The sequence below is a fragment of the Nostoc sp. DedQUE12b genome, assembly GCF_034530835.1.
Taxonomy (GTDB): Bacteria; Cyanobacteriota; Cyanobacteriia; order Cyanobacteriales; family Nostocaceae; genus Nostoc.
Genome location: NZ_JAVRCI010000121.1, coordinates 1 through 16,586, shown reverse-complemented (window position 1 = coordinate 16,586; position 16,586 = coordinate 1). Strand labels below are relative to the sequence as shown.

The 16,586-nt window shown below is 41.1% G+C and carries 11 protein-coding genes and 1 pseudogene; 10 read left to right on the top strand and 2 right to left on the bottom strand.

What is annotated here, in order from left to right; translation table 11 throughout:
* The first annotated feature begins 235 nt into the window (after positions 1-235).
* The 9 genes from RMY16_RS31285 (at position 236) to RMY16_RS31245 (ending at position 14,702) form a co-directional block, all read left to right on the top strand.
* A complete protein-coding gene (locus RMY16_RS31285; RefSeq protein ID WP_322739639.1) occupies positions 236-2,089 on the top strand; it encodes a response regulator in 1,854 nt (617 codons plus the stop codon).
* Entirely contained in the window at positions 2,086-4,962 is a 2,877-nt protein-coding gene (locus RMY16_RS31280) for a PAS domain-containing protein (protein WP_322739638.1), read from the top strand. The genes RMY16_RS31285 and RMY16_RS31280 overlap by 4 nt, the downstream gene beginning before the upstream one ends.
* Positions 4,963-5,079: 117 nt before the next feature.
* Positions 5,080-5,457: a response regulator gene (locus RMY16_RS31275; RefSeq protein WP_322666389.1), complete on the top strand. Its 378-nt coding sequence runs from the start codon at positions 5,080-5,082 to the stop codon at positions 5,455-5,457.
* Positions 5,458-5,575: 118 nt separating this feature from the next.
* Complete coding sequence (locus tag RMY16_RS31270) at positions 5,576-5,983, top strand: response regulator (protein ID WP_322739637.1); 408 nt, start codon at positions 5,576-5,578, stop codon at positions 5,981-5,983.
* Between the two features lie 575 nt (positions 5,984-6,558).
* Complete coding sequence (locus RMY16_RS31265; RefSeq protein WP_322739636.1) at positions 6,559-10,275, top strand: diguanylate cyclase domain-containing protein; 3,717 nt, start codon at positions 6,559-6,561, stop codon at positions 10,273-10,275.
* Between the two features lie 371 nt (positions 10,276-10,646).
* On the top strand, positions 10,647-10,865 hold the full coding sequence (locus RMY16_RS31260) for a hypothetical protein (protein WP_322739635.1): 219 nt from the start codon (positions 10,647-10,649) through the stop codon (positions 10,863-10,865).
* Between the two features lie 454 nt (positions 10,866-11,319).
* Positions 11,320-12,042, top strand: coding sequence for a carbonic anhydrase (locus tag RMY16_RS31255; protein WP_322739634.1), 723 nt, complete (start codon positions 11,320-11,322; stop codon positions 12,040-12,042).
* A 467-nt stretch (positions 12,043-12,509) separates the two neighbouring features.
* Complete coding sequence (locus tag RMY16_RS31250) at positions 12,510-14,018, top strand: UbiD family decarboxylase (protein WP_322666399.1); 1,509 nt, start codon at positions 12,510-12,512, stop codon at positions 14,016-14,018.
* 144 nt (positions 14,019-14,162) lie between these two features.
* On the top strand, positions 14,163-14,702 hold the full coding sequence (locus tag RMY16_RS31245; RefSeq protein WP_322739640.1) for an SH3 domain-containing protein: 540 nt from the start codon (positions 14,163-14,165) through the stop codon (positions 14,700-14,702).
* Between the two features lie 163 nt (positions 14,703-14,865).
* Here the strand turns inward: RMY16_RS31245 and RMY16_RS31240 are convergent, their stop codons facing one another.
* Both RMY16_RS31240 and RMY16_RS31235 read right to left on the bottom strand, forming a co-directional pair.
* Positions 14,866-15,165, bottom strand: a complete 300-nt coding sequence (locus tag RMY16_RS31240) for a hypothetical protein (RefSeq protein WP_322739633.1) — start codon at positions 15,163-15,165, stop codon at positions 14,866-14,868.
* Positions 15,166-15,543: 378 nt separating this feature from the next.
* Positions 15,544-15,996, bottom strand: a complete 453-nt coding sequence (locus RMY16_RS31235) for an endonuclease domain-containing protein (RefSeq protein ID WP_322739632.1) — start codon at positions 15,994-15,996, stop codon at positions 15,544-15,546.
* Positions 15,997-16,210: 214 nt separating this feature from the next.
* Here RMY16_RS31235 and RMY16_RS31230 point away from each other — a divergent pair.
* Positions 16,211-16,586 (top strand): annotated as a pseudogene (locus RMY16_RS31230) (hypothetical protein); the annotation flags it as partial.

Here is a 16,586-nt window from a genome sequence, read left to right as displayed (position 1 = left end):
ACTTGAGAGCAAAGTCACGGAAACCGACATCATGAATAAAAGCCAGGTCTTCTTTGTACCACTCATTCATATTTGTTTGTTAATTTATGTAAATAAATATATTAGAATACAAAATCTAAATTAACTTGTTGTATTGCTTGTAACAATATATTAAAATTACATAAAAGTTTGACCGCGCAGAGGGTGTGTATTGCGATCGCGAAGGTGTCATAAGCATCTTCTTTTGATACAACTTATGAAAATTTTGTTGGTAGAGGATGACGTATTACTGAGTACAGCACTCTTCGAGTTGTTGAGTGCAAATCATTATACTATCGACATTGCAAGCAATGGAGAAGCGGGATTAGAACTAGCGCTATCGACTGAATATGAGTTGATTTTGCTGGACTGGCTAATTCCGAAACTGGATGGGATTACCTTGTGTCGGCAACTGCGAAAGCAAGGCTACCATAAATCTATTCTGTTGTTAACCGGGAAAAATTCTAATGCAGATATTGTGGCGGGGTTAGATGCCGGAGCAGATGATTACGTCATCAAACCCTTCGACCCAGAAGCATTACTAGCCAGAATTCGATCTTTATTACGACGCAATGGGGCGATCTCATCATCTACCTTAACCTGGGGAAATCTCTCTTTAGATCCAAGTGCCGGCAGAGTAACTTGTAATCAGCAGGAAATTCTCCTCACAGCCACAGAATACAAACTGCTGGAGTTGTTTTTGCAAAACCCAGACCGGATCTTTAGTCGTGCAGTGATTCTAGATCGGCTTTGGGGATTTGGGGATGCACCGACTGAAAATGCAGTTACGACTCATATTAAAGACTTGCGCAAGAAACTGAAAACAGCAGGTATAGCAGAAGAACTTCTAGAAACAGTATATGGCATGGGCTATCGGATCAAGCCTGCACCTAATCGCTCCATCTTTGTTGGGGAAAAGAATCAAGATGGAAAGAAAAAACCCGGCCTCAAAGATATGACTTCTGTAAATCGCGTGCTGGAGGGATTTCGTAATTCCTTTGTTGGACAGGTTGCAGTGCTGGAGCAAGCAAAAACTGCACTCTTGGCAGGGAATTTAAATGAAGATTTACAGCAGAGTGCATTGCGTGAAGCCCATAAGCTAGCAGGCTCAATGGGGTCGTTCGGTTATCCAGAGGGTTCCCGGCTTGCACGGAAAATAGAACATTTGCTGCTTGAAGATTCCTCGCTATCTCCAGAGCAAATCTTTAATTTCTCGCAACTGGTAACAGTATTACAGCAAGAGTTAACTAAGCCTGCTGTCACTTCCACTGCTCCAAGCGTCCCGATGAAGCAAACTCATCGGCTGTTAGTAATCGATAATGATCCTATGCTGACAAAGCAGTTGCAAGCAGAAGCCGATTTATGGGGAATCAGGATGAAGGTTGCACCAAACTTAGCAACCGCCCGATCGCTTTTTTCCTTAGCAACTCCTGACGCAGTTTTAATAGATTTAAGTTTTACAACACCAGAGGAAGACGGATTAATATTATTGAGCGAGATAGTAGAGCGATCGCCAAATATCCCAGTAATTGTTTTTACAGGACGAGATACCCTAGCAGATCGGCTGAGAGTATCGCGTTTAGGAGCTAGACAATTTTTGCATAAACCGGCGACAACCGAGGAGATTTTTCAGGCGATCGCTCGTGTCTTACCTCAACCTCAAACTTCCGAAGCCAAAGTTTTAATCGTAGACGATGACCCTGTAATACTGGTTGGATTATCGGCGTTATTAACTCCTTGGGGGCTGGAAGTAATCACCCTCTCCCAATCACAACAATTTTGGAAGGTACTGATTGCAACATCTCCTGATTTGGTGGTGCTAGATTTAGAAATGCCGATAGTGAACGGATTAGAGTTGTGCAAAGTCGTGCGCCAAGATGCCCAGTGGGGAGATTTACCGATTTTAGTAGTTACAGCCCATACCGAAGCAGAATTTCTTCAGCAAGCTTTTGCTGCCGGAGCCGATGATTTTATCAGCAAGCCAGTGCTAGGGCCAGAACTTGTGACACGGGTACTGAGCCGCATTCAAAGAACGCGTTGGCGCTCTCAGGCAGGGAAAAGTAAAGCATGATGAGAAATTATCAGCAATTATTGAAGTACGGTGTGGCTATTGGTTCAGCTGCGATCGCCCTGCTGCTGTCACTCTGGCTAAAACCGCTTCTTTCCCGAACCATTGGTGCTTTTTTCTATATAGCTATTATTGTAAGTACTTGGTATGGTGGCTTTCGACCAGGGATCGTTACACTTGTCCTTTCGACACTGGCAATTGATTATTTATTGATGCCTCTGCGATACCAAATCTGGATCGATCAACCAGAAAAATTATTGCGGCTAAGTATCTTTTTACTGGTTGCCTTGGTAATTAACCTAATCACTAGCAATCTTCAGCACAGCAGACAAAAGATTAAACAACTTAGCCAAAGATTGGCTCAGGAAAATGCCGAGCAACTGCGGATGGCTCTATCGGCGGCGCACATGGGAATGTGGGACTGGAATATTGTCACAGGAGAAATCAAGTGGTCGCCAGAACATGAACAGTTATTCGGCTTGGCTGTTGGTAGTTTTGATGGTAAATATGAAACCTTTGATGCCCATTTACATCCTAAAGATCGCCCTTCTCTGAACCAAGCAGTACAACAAGCACTGCAAACTCACAGCACTTACCACCATGAGTATCGGATTATTTGGGCAGATGGTAGCATCCACTGGATTGAGGGGCGGGGAAACACATTTTATAACCGAGTGGGTCAGCCTGTCCGGATGGCGGGAACTGTCATAGACATTGACGAGCGCAAACAAGCACAAGAAACGCTGCAACAGCAATTTGAGCAACAGCGCTTAGTGATGGAAATGACCCAGCGTATCCGGCGATCGCTGAATTTACAAGATATCTTGCAAACTACTGTCGATGAAGTGCGGCAATTTCTGGAGTGCGATCGCGTTACTATCTTCCAATTTTATCCAGGTTGGGGTGGAACGATTGTTATTGAGTCTGTAGCACCGGAATGGATGGCTCTTTTACCACTCCAAATTCATGACCCTTGCATTGGTAAAGAGAACGTCGAACCGTTTAAACAAGGCTTAGTCACTGCGAAAACTGATATTTATACTGCTGGAATTAGTCCCTGTCACGTTGAATTTTTAGAAAGTCTCCAAGTGAGGGCAAATCTGGTCGTTCCTGTTTCCGTAGGAGATGAATTGTGGGGATTACTGGCGGCTCATCAATGTGCGGCTCCTCGTGAGTGGCAATCTTCAGAAATTGCTCTGTTGCAGCAGTTAGGAGCGCAGGTAAGCATTGCTATCCAGCAAGCAGATTTGTTCAAACAATTACAGACAGAACTAACAGAGCGCAAACAGGCAGAAATTGACCTACAACAACTGAATACCGAACTTGAGCAACGAGTGCAAGAACGCACTGCACAACTGACAGAGACGAACGTTCGCCTGCGAAAAACAGTGATAGAGCAGCAAAAAACTCAACTCACACTTTTAGAACAAGCGCAAATGCTGGAGCTTCAGGCTGTAATCACCCGAAATATGGGGGAAGGCATTTGCTTAGTGAGAATCGATAATGGAGTCATTGTTTATGCCAATCCGAAATTTGAGCAAATGTTTGGCTACGACTGTGGTGAACTCAACGGTCAACACGTTTCGATTATCAACTATGTCACCAAATCAGTAACTAATGAAAATGTAAATCAAGCCACTCTGTCTACCGTCTTACAAAATACAGAAGCCACCTATGAAGCCCAGAATCTTAAAAAAGATGGTACGCCATTTTGGTGTAGTGTGACGGCTTCTGTATTCAGGCATCCCGACTACGGCGACGTTCTGGTTGCAGTTCACCAAGATATCACTGAGCGCAAAGGCATTGAAGAAGCTTTACGCGAGAGCGAAGAAAAGTTTCGTCAGCTGGCAGAAAACATCCAAGCAATGTTTTGGATCAAAGATATTCGCAATCAACAAGTTCTATATGTGAGCAATGCTTATGAAACCATCTGGCAAAGAAGTTGTGAGGACTTGTATCAAAACTCTTTAAATTGGTTAGATGCAATTCACCCAGAGGATCGCCAGCGCGTCGAAATTGAATTCATTGAAAAGTTCAGAACAGGGCAATATGATAACAAATATCGGATTATCCGTCCTGATGGTTCAATCCGTTGGATTCGCGATCGCGCATTTCCGATCAAAAATGAACTAGGCGAGTTAGTTCGGATTGCTGGTATTGCCGAAGATATCACTGAACTAGAACAGATTAATCTGATCAAGAGTGAGTTTATTGGCATTGTGAGTCATGAACTCCGCACTCCCTTAACTGCAATTCGTGCAGCACTAGGCTTACTACAAACTGGTATCTACGACAAAAAACCAGACAAATTCAAGCGGATGATTGAAATTGCAGCCATCGATAGCGATCGCTTAGTGCGTCTTGTCAACGATATTCTCGATTTGGAACGCTTAGAATCGGATCGAGCTGTTTTAGAAAAAACCACCTGCAATGCGGCTGATTTAATTCAACAAGCAGTAGCCGTAGTGCAAGCGATCGCCAATCAGCAAAATATTACCTTTAAAATCCACCCTACCAATGCTCAAGTTTGGGCGGCTCCTGATGCCATTGTGCAAACACTCACTAATTTGTTAGGTAATGCGATTAAATTCTCGCCTGTCGATTCTAGTATTACCCTCAGTGTCCAACAGCAAACAGACTGCGTACTATTCAAAATAACGGATCAAGGACGAGGCATCCCCGCAGACAAGTTAGAAGCAATCTTTGGGCGATTTCAGCAAGTAGATGCCTCTGATTCTCGCACCAAAGGCGGCACAGGCTTGGGATTGGCAATCTGTCGTAGTATTATTGATCGACACGGTGGGCAAATCTGGGCTGAAAGTACTCTTGGTGTTGGCAGCACGTTTTTCTTCACTCTACCATTGCCGATAAATTAGGCAGGAGAGCAGAGGAGCAGAGGAGCAGAGGAGCAGAGGAGCAGAGGAGCAGAGGAGCAGAGGAGCAGGGGAGAATAATAAAATAACTAATGACAAATGACAAATGACCAATGACAAATGACTAAAAAATTGTTAATTGTAGATGATGAAGAACGAATCCGCGAATTAGTGCAAGCTTGTTTAGAAGACTTGGGAGAATGGGACACTCTGACAGCTGCATCAGGGTCAGAAGGATTAAAAATCGCCCAGACGGAACCTATTGATGCCATTCTACTTGATGTTTCTATGCCTGACATGGACGGATTTGCAGTCTACGAAAAACTTCAGGCGAATTCAGGAACCGAAGCTATACCAGTGATTTTGTTAACAGCGAAAGTCCAAGGGAGCGATCGCGCCCGTTTTGCCCAGATGGGAATTGCTGGGATTATCACCAAACCTTTTGAACCCACCTCTATTTGCAACGAAGTTAGTGAAATTCTGGGGTGGGACGATTAATAGTTAAGTTTGGTAACAAAATCTATATCTTTATTAGTTTTTTATTTTTGTAATGTATTTTTATTGATTACAGATAAAAACACTTTTATCTGTAACTAAGAAAGGTATATGAAATAAAATGAACATGCTAGAGGAGGTAAATATAATCGGCAAAACGATATTGCTCATTGATGATGAACTGCATGTTCGTGAGATAGTAAAATTTTGCCTGCAAGATTTAGCTGGTTGGAATGTGGTGACAGCAGATTCTCCATTAGAAGGATTGCAGAATGCAGTACACCATAATCCTGATGCGATTGTATTAGATATCTCAATCCGCGAGCTGGCTAGTTTTGAGTTTATGAATAAACTAAGAAATCATCCAGAAACTCAAGCTATTCCTGTAGTGTTGCTCAGTGCAAAAGCGCGATGGTTGGATTCGCAAATTTTGCGACAGTATCAAGTCGCAGGTGTAATACTCAAACCCTTTAATCCAGTTACCCTCCCGGCTCAGGTTGCTCAATTGCTGGGTTGGGATTTTACTTGACTAAAAGATTAAATAAGAATGGGTAAAACATTCGTAAGAATTCAGAATCCATAATCCAGAATCCAGAAGTCAGAATTAAGAAGATTTTTATACCTAAACTTAATAAGTTTAATAAAATCAAGAAGTTATTACACGCTTGATTTTACAAATATTCTGGCTCTTGACTCCTGACTCCTGAATTCTTACAAACATCCAATATATAGCAGGATTTGCAATTACTTAGAGTAAAAAAAATTCTTAGGGATGCACAGCTAGCTGTGCATCCCTAGCATGTATCTCATGCAAATGAAAATTTTTATAAATTGAAGTATAAATATCAAGGTTTAGCCTTTGAGCAGTTGGTTTGATTTTGAAGTTATTACCAACTATAGTAATCCTAAATCATTCGTAAAAAAAATCGCTAAAATACTTATAGATACTTACTTTCTGCCTATAGATTTTCTCACGTTTCAATTCGCATTGCTATATCAAGTTTAAGCTTGAATTTAACTTAACGTTTTAGGGAATTTGGCATAAAATTAAATACCAGAAGAAAATTTTACATCTAGCTAAGTGCATATACATAGATTATTGCTATGCTCTTCAATCGTCTATCGGGTTCTGAAATTGATTTAAAGCAAATCCTCGATCGAATTAGGATGCTGGCCGATCAAATTCATCAGTCACTTGAAGTGAGTGAAATTCTCAAAATTATTGTCAGCGAAGTTAGAACAACTTTAGAAAGCGATCGCGCCATTATCTATCGTTTTTTGCCGGATGGAGATGGAGTAATCGTAGAAGAGTCTGTAAGTAATGGATGGAAACCGATTCTAGGGCAATTAATTTACGATCCTTGCTTCAATGCGACATGGGTAGAGCGATATCAAGATGGAAGCGTTGGTATTGTTGAAGATATTCATACTACAACCCTTGACCCTTGTTACAAAAAACTCTTAACAGACTTGCAGATTCGAGCTAATTTAGTAGTACCAATTTTAGTCAATAATCAAGAAATTGATGGAGTTTCTAGTACATATCCTCATTTATGGGGCTTAGTAATTGCTCACCAGTGTAGTGGCTCACGTCAATGGAGTTCTTTAGAAATTGAGTATTTCCAACTGATAGCCGCAGAGTTAGGAATCGCTCTTGGGGAAGCAGAACGCCATCAACAAAGGGCTACATCCTGCCAAAAACTAACGCTGAAACTCAATCAAAACCTGAAAAATTTGACAGTTCAGCCAAAGTTGAAGTCAATAAAAAGAACTCTGTATCAGAATTTTAGAAAATTGATTATAACAAGAACAGCATTGCCAAAAAATATATCAGTTGCAGACTTGATTGCATTTGACCGATTACAAACTCCAGTTTGGATTTATGATATTCAAAACTTGCAGATGTGGTGGGCGAATCAATCCGCTCTGCATATTTGGAATGCTCAAAGTCGAGAAGAATTGCTCAATCGCAACTTCAGTGATGTTTCTCAGTCTACTCACACTCGAATGCAAAGCTATTTGCAAGAATTTCAGCAAGGGAAAACCATCACTGAAAACTGGACATTTTACCCAGAAGGAAAACCTGTTTCTCTGCGCTGCATCTTTTCTGGAATTCAAATTGAAGAAGGGCGAATGGCGATGCTGGTTGAAGGATCAACAGAAGTTATCAATCAGATCGATCGAGAAACACTTAGATCGATTGAAGCCCTACGTCACACCACAGCGATAGTCTCCCTTTACACGATGGATGGTGTACCTTTGATGCAAAATCCGGCAGCCCTTCGCTGTTATCGGGATACCCTGCACCCTAACTCGTCAGCTGAGAATATTTTCCTGAGTCACTTTGTTGACAAGAGTGTTGGACAACAAGCTATAGAGGCGATTAATTTCGGTGAGGTGTTCAGCATAGAGGCTCAGGTGTTTACTACTGAGGGAATTCAATGGCATGGGATCGATATACGATCGACGCGAGATCCAGTAACGGGTAACTCCATCATCCTCGTCAACGAAAAGAATATTACCAAGCAGCAAGCTGCACTACAAGAACACCAGCGTGCAGAATCAGAATTGCGCTGGCGGGAAGCTTTGCTGCGTTCTATGACTGAAACTTCTTTGCTGGGATTTTTTGTTGTTGACAATCGTACTGATGAAATCCTCTATTTCAATCACCACTTCTGTAAAATTTGGGGCATCGAACATCTAGAAGACCAAATGCGTTTGGGTGCTTTAAAAAATAATGACATAATTCCTAATTGTATATCTTCAATTGTTGATGTATCGGCATTTGTCGAATCTTATAAACCATTGCAGTCTGAAGAAAATTGTTGCACGATTGAGGATGAGATTTTATTTGTCGATGGGCGAACGATTCGCCGCTTTTCCAGTCAAATTCGGGATATTCAGGATCGATACTTTGGGCGGTTATATATTTTTGAAGACATCACCCCTCGTAAACAAATCGAAGCCGCACTTAAAACCAGTGAAGAAAGATGGCAGTATGCCTTGGAAGGAAATGGCGACGCAGTTTGGGACTTAAATGCTGAAACTAACGAAGTCTTTTTTTCCCGACGATGGAAAGAAATGTTAGGGTTTGCAGAGCATGAAATTGGAAATACCCTCAGTGAATGGGAACAACGCGTTCACTCTGATGATAAAGCGAGGGTTTACGAAGAGATTAGCAAGCATTTGTCCAGTGAAACCCAACAATATGTCAGTGAATATCGGATTAAGTGCAAGGATGGAACCTACAAGTGGATTCTAGATCGGGGTCAAGTTTCGAGTCGCGCCAAGAATGGTTTTCCCCTACGGATGCTAGGAACTCATACTGATATTACTGAACGTAAGCGTATGGAAGAAGCGCTGCGAGAAAGCGAACAACGCTATCGTTCCGTAATTACAGCGATGGCAGAAGGTATTGTCCTACAGCAATCCGATGGACGCATTACCACCTGTAATGACAGTGCCGAAAGAATTTTAGGGTTAAGAGCCGATCAAATGATGGGGCGAACTTGCATCGCTTTGCTATGGCAAGCTATTCATGAAGATGGTACTTCTTTTCCAGGTGAAACTCACCCTGCCATTGTCACCTTACGCACCGGACAACCCCAATTTAACGTGATTATGGGAGTTCATAAACCTGATGGCAGTTTGACTTGGATTTCAATCAATTCTCAGCCACTGTTTGAATCCGATGAATCAAAACCATCAGCGGTAGTGACATCATTTACAGATATCACAGAGCGCAAACAGGCACAAATTGCCCTGCAACAGCAAACAGAACGGGAACGCATGGTCTATGCGATCGCTCAACATATCCGTAGGTCTTTGGACTTGGATGAAATCTTAAACACAACTGTTGCTGAAGTCCGACATTTTCTGCAAACCGATCGCGTCATCATCTATCGCTTTAACCGTGATTGGAGTGGTGTGATTGTCACGGAGTCTATAGCAGCAGGTTGGCAATCGATTTTGAATATGGAAATTACAGACAGCTATTTTGTCAAAATACAGGGACAGTCTTATCAAGAAAGTACGCTCAGAGTTACTCCAGACATCTACACCGCCGGATTTGCCCCTTGTCATGTAGAGTTATTGGAAAAGTTGCAAGTTAGAGCCAAGCTAGTTGTACCAATTTTACAAGGCGATCGCCTTTGGGGTCTTTTGGTTGCTCATCATTGCAGCGCCCCGCGTCAGTGGCAACCTTGGGCAAGCGAACTGCTTCAGCAATTGGCAACACAGGTAGCGATCGCTATTCAGCAATCAGAACTTTATCAACAATTGCAGCGTGCCAATCAGCAGCTTGAAAATATGGTAATGGTGGATGAATTAACTCAAATCGCCAATCGCCGATGTTTTGATATTAAGCTTAATTCTGTCTGGCAATATCTTTTACGAGAACAAGGTTTTGTCTCACTACTTTTATGCGACATTGATTATTTTAAACAATATAACGATACTTATGGTCATGCGACCGGAGATGATTGTTTGCGCTTTATTGCCCAAGCTTTCAAACAAAGTGTCAAACGTTCTAGAGATTTAGCTGCTCGTTATGGTGGAGAAGAGTTTGTTGTCATCTTGCCTAACACTGCTAGTGATGGGGCTTTTCACGTTGCCCAAGAAATTCATAAAGCTATAGAACAGCTAAATATTCCACACGCGGCATCGCCTGTGAGGCACCGCGTCACCTTGAGTATCGGAATTGCCACAGTGATTCCGACATCTAATATGGTTCCTTTAGATTTGATTGAAGCAGCAGATCAAGCCCTTTATCAAGCCAAAGCAAACGGGCGTAATCGTTCTTGTATAAATAGACTGTCTTAGAGGATGTTTGAAAAGTCATGATTGATGTATCAAATATTTTTTTACCCCTCCCTAACCCTCCCCTTAGAAAGGGGAGGGAACTAGATTTTCCGGTTTCCCCCCTCTTTATAAGGGGGGATTAAGGGGGGTAAAAATGTGATAAAAATCACAGCCAAACACTTTTAAAACAACCTCTTAGAGAGTGAGCGATACCTGCGGTTCTTGCCACCTTACGTTAATCAAGTAATTGTTAATATTTTCTAAAGTTTTTTAACTGCTTTCATTTCTTTATTAGTTCTTTATTTTCTGTTTATAAATTAAAGCTATTAGTAGTGAAGCCAAGAGCGAACTACTCCTTTGTGTTTAACTTTTTTTAATAAAACAACAATACTATGACAAACTGCCCTTGCTGCTCCAACCAAATGCTTCGTCACATTCGTTTACAAGAAACCTACTGGTTCTGCCGTCACTGCTGGCAAGAGATGCCTAACCTGAGTTTAGATAAAAGTACTTTAAATTTGACTAGAAAAAATACATCATTAGTCAGAGAACCAATTTCAGTCAACCACAAAATTTTGAAAATGAACGTCAGAACAGAGCTTTGTGCCTAAGTGAATCAGGAAGTAAAAACGAGATTAGCTACGCCTATGCTTTTAGCTCGACTTTATCCAAAATTAAGAACTCGCTTTCTTTATCCGGCGAAAACCCTAGTTTTTTGGCAAATACTTTTTCAACGTCACAGATTATATATGAAATTAAAAAAGTAAAAATATTGCCATACTAAGGTTTCAGCTTAAGCAATCGCGTTGCAAAAAACATGGATAAAGTCGAGTTTAGAGGTTGTTTAAAACGCCACTTGCTTTAAGTCGAGAAACTGCAAGGGCGAAGTAGCTCTCCAGCTTATACAGTTTCAGATTTTTGGCGCTAACTGAACTGTATTGGATTTTAACCACTCTCAACCATGCGAATATTAAATAACTCTTAAACCGTGTAATCAGGTACTCTTGCATCTTACTTAAGCCTGATATCTTCTTGGGAACAGCTTTGTTGTTGTCAGGTAGATTGATGAGTCGAATTAATGGATTTGTCGGGCGACGTAATTTCTTGAAATTCGCCAGTGTTGTAGGTATTGCAGCTACTACTTTTGGCGATAGCTTTTGGAATACAGAGCAAACTGCTGTTGCTGATATTCAGCCAGTTAACCCTAATTCAATCAGTCCAAATGAAGCCATCAGACGCTTGCTTGATGGTAATCAAAGATTTATCCATCAAAAACGTCAATATCCCGATCAATCATTAGAACATCTGCGATTAGTTGCGAAAGCTCAGTATCCTTTTGCGGCCATATTGGGCTGTGCAGATTCTAGAGTACCTGCGGAAATTGTATTCGATCAAGGACTTGGAGATTTATTTGTTGTACGAGTTGCGGGTAATGTTGTCAGTGACACGGTTATAGGTAGTCTGGAATACTCTACAGCAGTCTTGGGTTCGCAGCTGATTATGGTTTTGGGTCATAAAAGATGTGGTGCAGTAGCAGAAGCAATCAAAAACGAACCACTTCCTGGCAGAATTGGTTTGATTATTGAGGGCATCAAACCATCTGTAGAAAGGATAAAGTTCCGAACTGCTGATAATATGCAAGATGCAGTTATAGCCAACATTCAGTATCAGACTGAAAAATTGCAGGAAAGCTCAACTATTTTAGCTAAATTGCTCAGTGAAGGTAAACTAAAAATTGTTGGTGCTTGTTACGATATTGACACTGGTAAAGTCAACATTATTACTTGAATATCTCACACTTTTTAGAGCTAGGTAATAAGTCAACGCTAATGCAAACTCACAAAAATTAAGAAAAATCTAAAAGCAAGGTACAGCCTAAGCTTCTAAAAAATAATCCCAGCAGAGGCTATATAACAAGGCCGACTGCCAGGAAGGTATAGTATATTCTGGCCATGTTTGATTGGGTTAGCGCTTATTTGTAAAAAATAATTGCGTATCCCTAGATACAATAACTAAATACTTTGGAAAACACAGTTAAGAAAAGTTACTAAATAGGTTAATTTCTAATTAAAACCAACAATTTTCCGAATGGGGAGATGAGGGAGTAAGGCAAGCAGGGGGCAAGGGGAGAATAAAAAATTACCTATTTCCTCTCTGCTACCTGCTCCCTGCCCCTCTGCCTCTTTCCAATCCCCAATGCCCCATAATATAAGAAAGCGCTTCACACTTCTTAAATAATCAGCTTTATTAGAACAATGGCGAGAGACTTGCGGGGATTCATTAAAATTTTGGAAGAAAGAGGACAATTACGGCGAATTTCAGCTTTAGTTGACCCAGATTTGGAAATTGCTGAGATTTCCAACCGGATGCTGCAAAAAGGTGGGCCAGGGTTGTTGTTTGAAAACGTCAAAGGCGCTTCCTTCCCGGTGGCGGTGAATTTGATGGGAACTGTGGAAAGGATTTGCTGGGCGATGAATATGCAGCATCCAGAGGAGTTGGAAACTCTGGGTAAAAAACTAAGTATGCTGCAACAGCCAAAACCGCCAAAGAAGATTTCCCAGGCAGTAGATTTTGGGAAAGTGCTGTTTGATGTGGTGAAGGCGAAACCAGGACGAGACTTTTTCCCCGCTTGTCAGCAAGTTGTGCTTCAAGGTAATGATTTAGATTTAAATAAGTTGCCTTTGATACGTCCTTATATTGGTGATGCTGGCAAGATTATCACGCTGGGATTAGTAATTACCAAGGATTGTGAGACGGGTACTCCAAATGTAGGTGTGTATCGTTTACAACTACAATCTAAAAATACGATGACGGTTCACTGGTTATCGGTGCGGGGTGGGGCGAGGCATTTGCGAAAAGCGGCCGAACGTGGGAAAAAATTAGAAGTTGCGATCGCACTTGGTGTCGATCCTCTAATTATTATGGCAGCAGCTACACCCATCCCTGTAGATTTATCAGAATGGCTGTTTGCAGGACTTTATGGCGGTTCTGGTGTGCAGTTAGCGAAGTGTAAAACTGTAGATTTGGAAGTTCCCGCAGATTCCGAATTTGTTTTAGAAGGAACGATTACACCAGGAGAAGTTTTACCAGATGGGCCTTTTGGCGACCACATGGGTTATTACGGCGGCGTAGAAGATTCGCCGTTGGTACGCTTTGAGTGTATGACGCACCGGAAAAATCCGATTTACTTAACAACATTTAGCGGTCGTCCACCCAAAGAAGAAGCGATGATGGCGATCGCACTAAATCGCATTTATACGCCCATACTGCGGCAACAAGTATCAGAAATTGTGGATTTCTTCCTGCCAATGGAAGCTTTGAGTTACAAAGCGGCGATTATTTCCATAGATAAAGCATATCCCGGACAAGCGCGACGGGCGGCTTTAGCGTTTTGGAGTGCTTTACCACAATTTACATACACCAAATTTGTAATTGTTGTGGATAAAGACATAAATATTCGCGATCCGCGTCAAGTTGTCTGGGCGATTAGTTCTAAAGTTGACCCAGTGCGGGATGTGTTTATTTTGCCAAATACACCTTTTGATACCTTGGATTTTGCTAGTGAAAAGATTGGCTTAGGTGGACGGATGGGAATTGATGCGACTACAAAGATTCCGCCGGAAACAAATCATGAATGGGGTTCGCCTTTAGAATCCGACCCAGATGTGGCGGCGATGGTTGAGAGACGATGGGCAGAGTATGGTTTGGCAGAGTTGCAGTTAGGAGAAGTAGACCCAAATTTGTTTGGCTATGATATGAAGTAACCTGTTATAGATCAATACAGTTTAGATAGAGCAACAAAACCCTAATGTAGAGACGCGATTTATCGCGTCTTGAAGTTTATGTAGATTTGGAGATATCAATAAGACTCCAGCCTTGGGTACTGATGCCAGAAACTTAAAGAAATGATGACAAAAAAAGTGAAAAATCCAGCATCAAAGTTAGCGATCGGATTGGCATTCAGTTGTATTAGTGTGATACTCAATACTGGTATAGCTAGTGAAATAAGTTTAGCTAAATCAAGTGATTCTCAAAAGTGCGATATTTTTGCCTACGTCACCGATACAGATTCCCAAGGGTTAAATGTGCGGAGTGGTGCAAGTACAAATAACGTCATTATAGGACAAATACCCATTAATGAAACAGTTCAGGTTATTGGTGCTGCTGGAAATTGGGTGCAGATTACTAATGCTAGCAATGGTTTTCAAGGAACTGGATGGGTATTCGTGCCAAAGTTAGGCTTAACAACGCGAGGCTACGGTACTAACGGCGTGGATTTCTATGCTAGTAGCAGTCAAAAAAGCCAAAAACTGAGAAGAATTCCTGCTAATACGCCCGTCAAATTGTTAGGCTGTCAGGGAGATTGGGCACAGGTAGAATATCAAGGTGTTAAGGGTTGGTTGACAAGGGAAGAACAATGTGGTGCAGCCCTTACTAGTTGTTCTTAGAATCCTATCTTAAGCCGCAAGTAAGAAGCAGGGTATTTCATCCGAAAAAATAAAAATTGCGATCGCAATTTTTATTAGACAAAGCAAATAACAATAAAATTCTATCTCCATATGCCTTTAAAGAGATGAAATATTATTTCGATTATTTAATTGACATTATACCTTAAATATTCTTTTGGTTTGAAGGCATAGTATCAATGGCTTCTTTTATTCTTCGTTCTTTTTCTTCTTCTAATCTTTCAATAGAATTAGATATCTCTTGTATGGCCGTATTTATCTTTTCAATTATTTTATTGTTGGCATCTTGAACGATTTTTTCGTAATTATTATCCTTGTTTTTTATTATTGAAGTTTCAACTATTTTTTGAAATTTTTCTTTTTTTAAATGTAAAAAAGATTTTAGATTTTTTAAGTGAGCTTTATAAGCTTGAAACAAAGGTAGATGACTTGATTGATTTGTCATTTATAAATCCAGGATTATAACTTGTATTTTTTCTAATTTTCGTTGCCTCATGAAAATTATATTTATCTACTCCATAGAAAGTCACTACCGTTAACTAGGACACTACAAAATTAAAATTTTTCTATTTTTATCAAAATTAAAATTATAAAACTCTAAATTACCCAATAATTAACTGCTGAGATGCGATCGCACGCCCGTTATCAAATTCAACTTACAGCCAAGATTCGCAAAATAACTCCCTCACTTGTCTCATGCGCTCAAAATCGCTATCTTGTGAGACGATGGTCAAATGATGACGCAAAGCAATCGCACTTCCTCATCAAAACCCACATAATTAGCCCCCTCCTCGCTTGCGGGGAGGGGGTTGGGGGTGGGGTTCTATCTCTGCAACCAAGCACCAATATCCTGCAACACCCCCTCCATCCTCTCCAGAACATCCTCATTTCTAAATCGCACAACCTGCAACCCCAAACTCTCCAAAAATTCTTGACGTATCGCATCTTCCTGTTGGATGTAGTCATGAATTTCTCCATCCACTTCCACCACTAACCGCGCTTCATTACAGTAAAAATCGACGATAAAACGGTCAATTGTTTGCTGACGGCGGAACTTGAAACCCAAAAGTTGCTTGTGTCTCAACTTTTCCCAAAGTAGCTTTTCTGCTGGAGTTGGTTCACACCGCATTTGTCGCGCTAATGGTTTCAGTTTTTTCCAAAGTTCGTGTGGGGTTTGCCAAGGGTATCCCGGAACCCCACCCCCTAACCCCCTCCCCGCAAGCGAGGAGGGGGGACTTGAGTCGGTGAGAGGCTTGGGGTTTTGATTTTGGGTCATTTGCGATCTTGGTGGTTAGCTAATTAATATTTCATGCATTATTCCCAGCGATCGCACTCTCCCAACTCCTCAAATTTTAATGTATTAAGTTAAATTAAGAATTATTGCAAAATAGTAAACAATTTTTGGGAATATCACCCAAGCTAATTAAAAGGTTTACGCCGAATGGATATTTTAATAGAATAATCTCATCAAAAGATTCGCAGAAATATAAATGGACTGGATTACACTACTGCGATCGCTACAGTCTGATTTTATTAAAAGGTTAGCATCTGGTTGTCTGCTTCATTGTGAAACAGAAGGTCAATATAGTGAATTAACTATAATTTCTGGAGAGAGATTAAAGGCACTACGGGAATTTTGCTGGCAGATGGCTGAGAAATATAAGCGTGTTTTACCAGTGCGTGATGTTTTTCTTAGCTATCTCAAAGGGAAGTTGGGTGAGGAAGTTGTCAAAGAACGTTTAGCTGATTTTATTACCGAAGTCGATTATGAAAAGCGATTTGGCGGCGATGGTAATATAGATTTTACCTTGACTTCTGACCCATCTATTGGTATTGAGGTTAAATCTCGTCATGGTCGCATTGACA

Coding starts and splice junctions, on each gene's coding strand:
- RMY16_RS31285 (WP_322739639.1), top strand. CDS start 236: ATGAAAATTTTGTTGGTAGAGGATGACGTATTACTGAGTACAGCACTC.
- RMY16_RS31280 (WP_322739638.1), top strand. CDS start 2,086: ATGATGAGAAATTATCAGCAATTATTGAAGTACGGTGTGGCTATTGGT.
- RMY16_RS31275 (WP_322666389.1), top strand. CDS start 5,080: ATGACTAAAAAATTGTTAATTGTAGATGATGAAGAACGAATCCGCGAA.
- RMY16_RS31270 (WP_322739637.1), top strand. CDS start 5,576: ATGAACATGCTAGAGGAGGTAAATATAATCGGCAAAACGATATTGCTC.
- RMY16_RS31265 (WP_322739636.1), top strand. CDS start 6,559: ATGCTCTTCAATCGTCTATCGGGTTCTGAAATTGATTTAAAGCAAATC.
- RMY16_RS31260 (WP_322739635.1), top strand. CDS start 10,647: ATGACAAACTGCCCTTGCTGCTCCAACCAAATGCTTCGTCACATTCGT.
- RMY16_RS31255 (WP_322739634.1), top strand. CDS start 11,320: ATGAGTCGAATTAATGGATTTGTCGGGCGACGTAATTTCTTGAAATTC.
- RMY16_RS31250 (WP_322666399.1), top strand. CDS start 12,510: ATGGCGAGAGACTTGCGGGGATTCATTAAAATTTTGGAAGAAAGAGGA.
- RMY16_RS31245 (WP_322739640.1), top strand. CDS start 14,163: ATGACAAAAAAAGTGAAAAATCCAGCATCAAAGTTAGCGATCGGATTG.
- RMY16_RS31240 (WP_322739633.1), bottom strand. CDS start 15,165: ATGACAAATCAATCAAGTCATCTACCTTTGTTTCAAGCTTATAAAGCT.
- RMY16_RS31235 (WP_322739632.1), bottom strand. CDS start 15,996: ATGACCCAAAATCAAAACCCCAAGCCTCTCACCGACTCAAGTCCCCCC.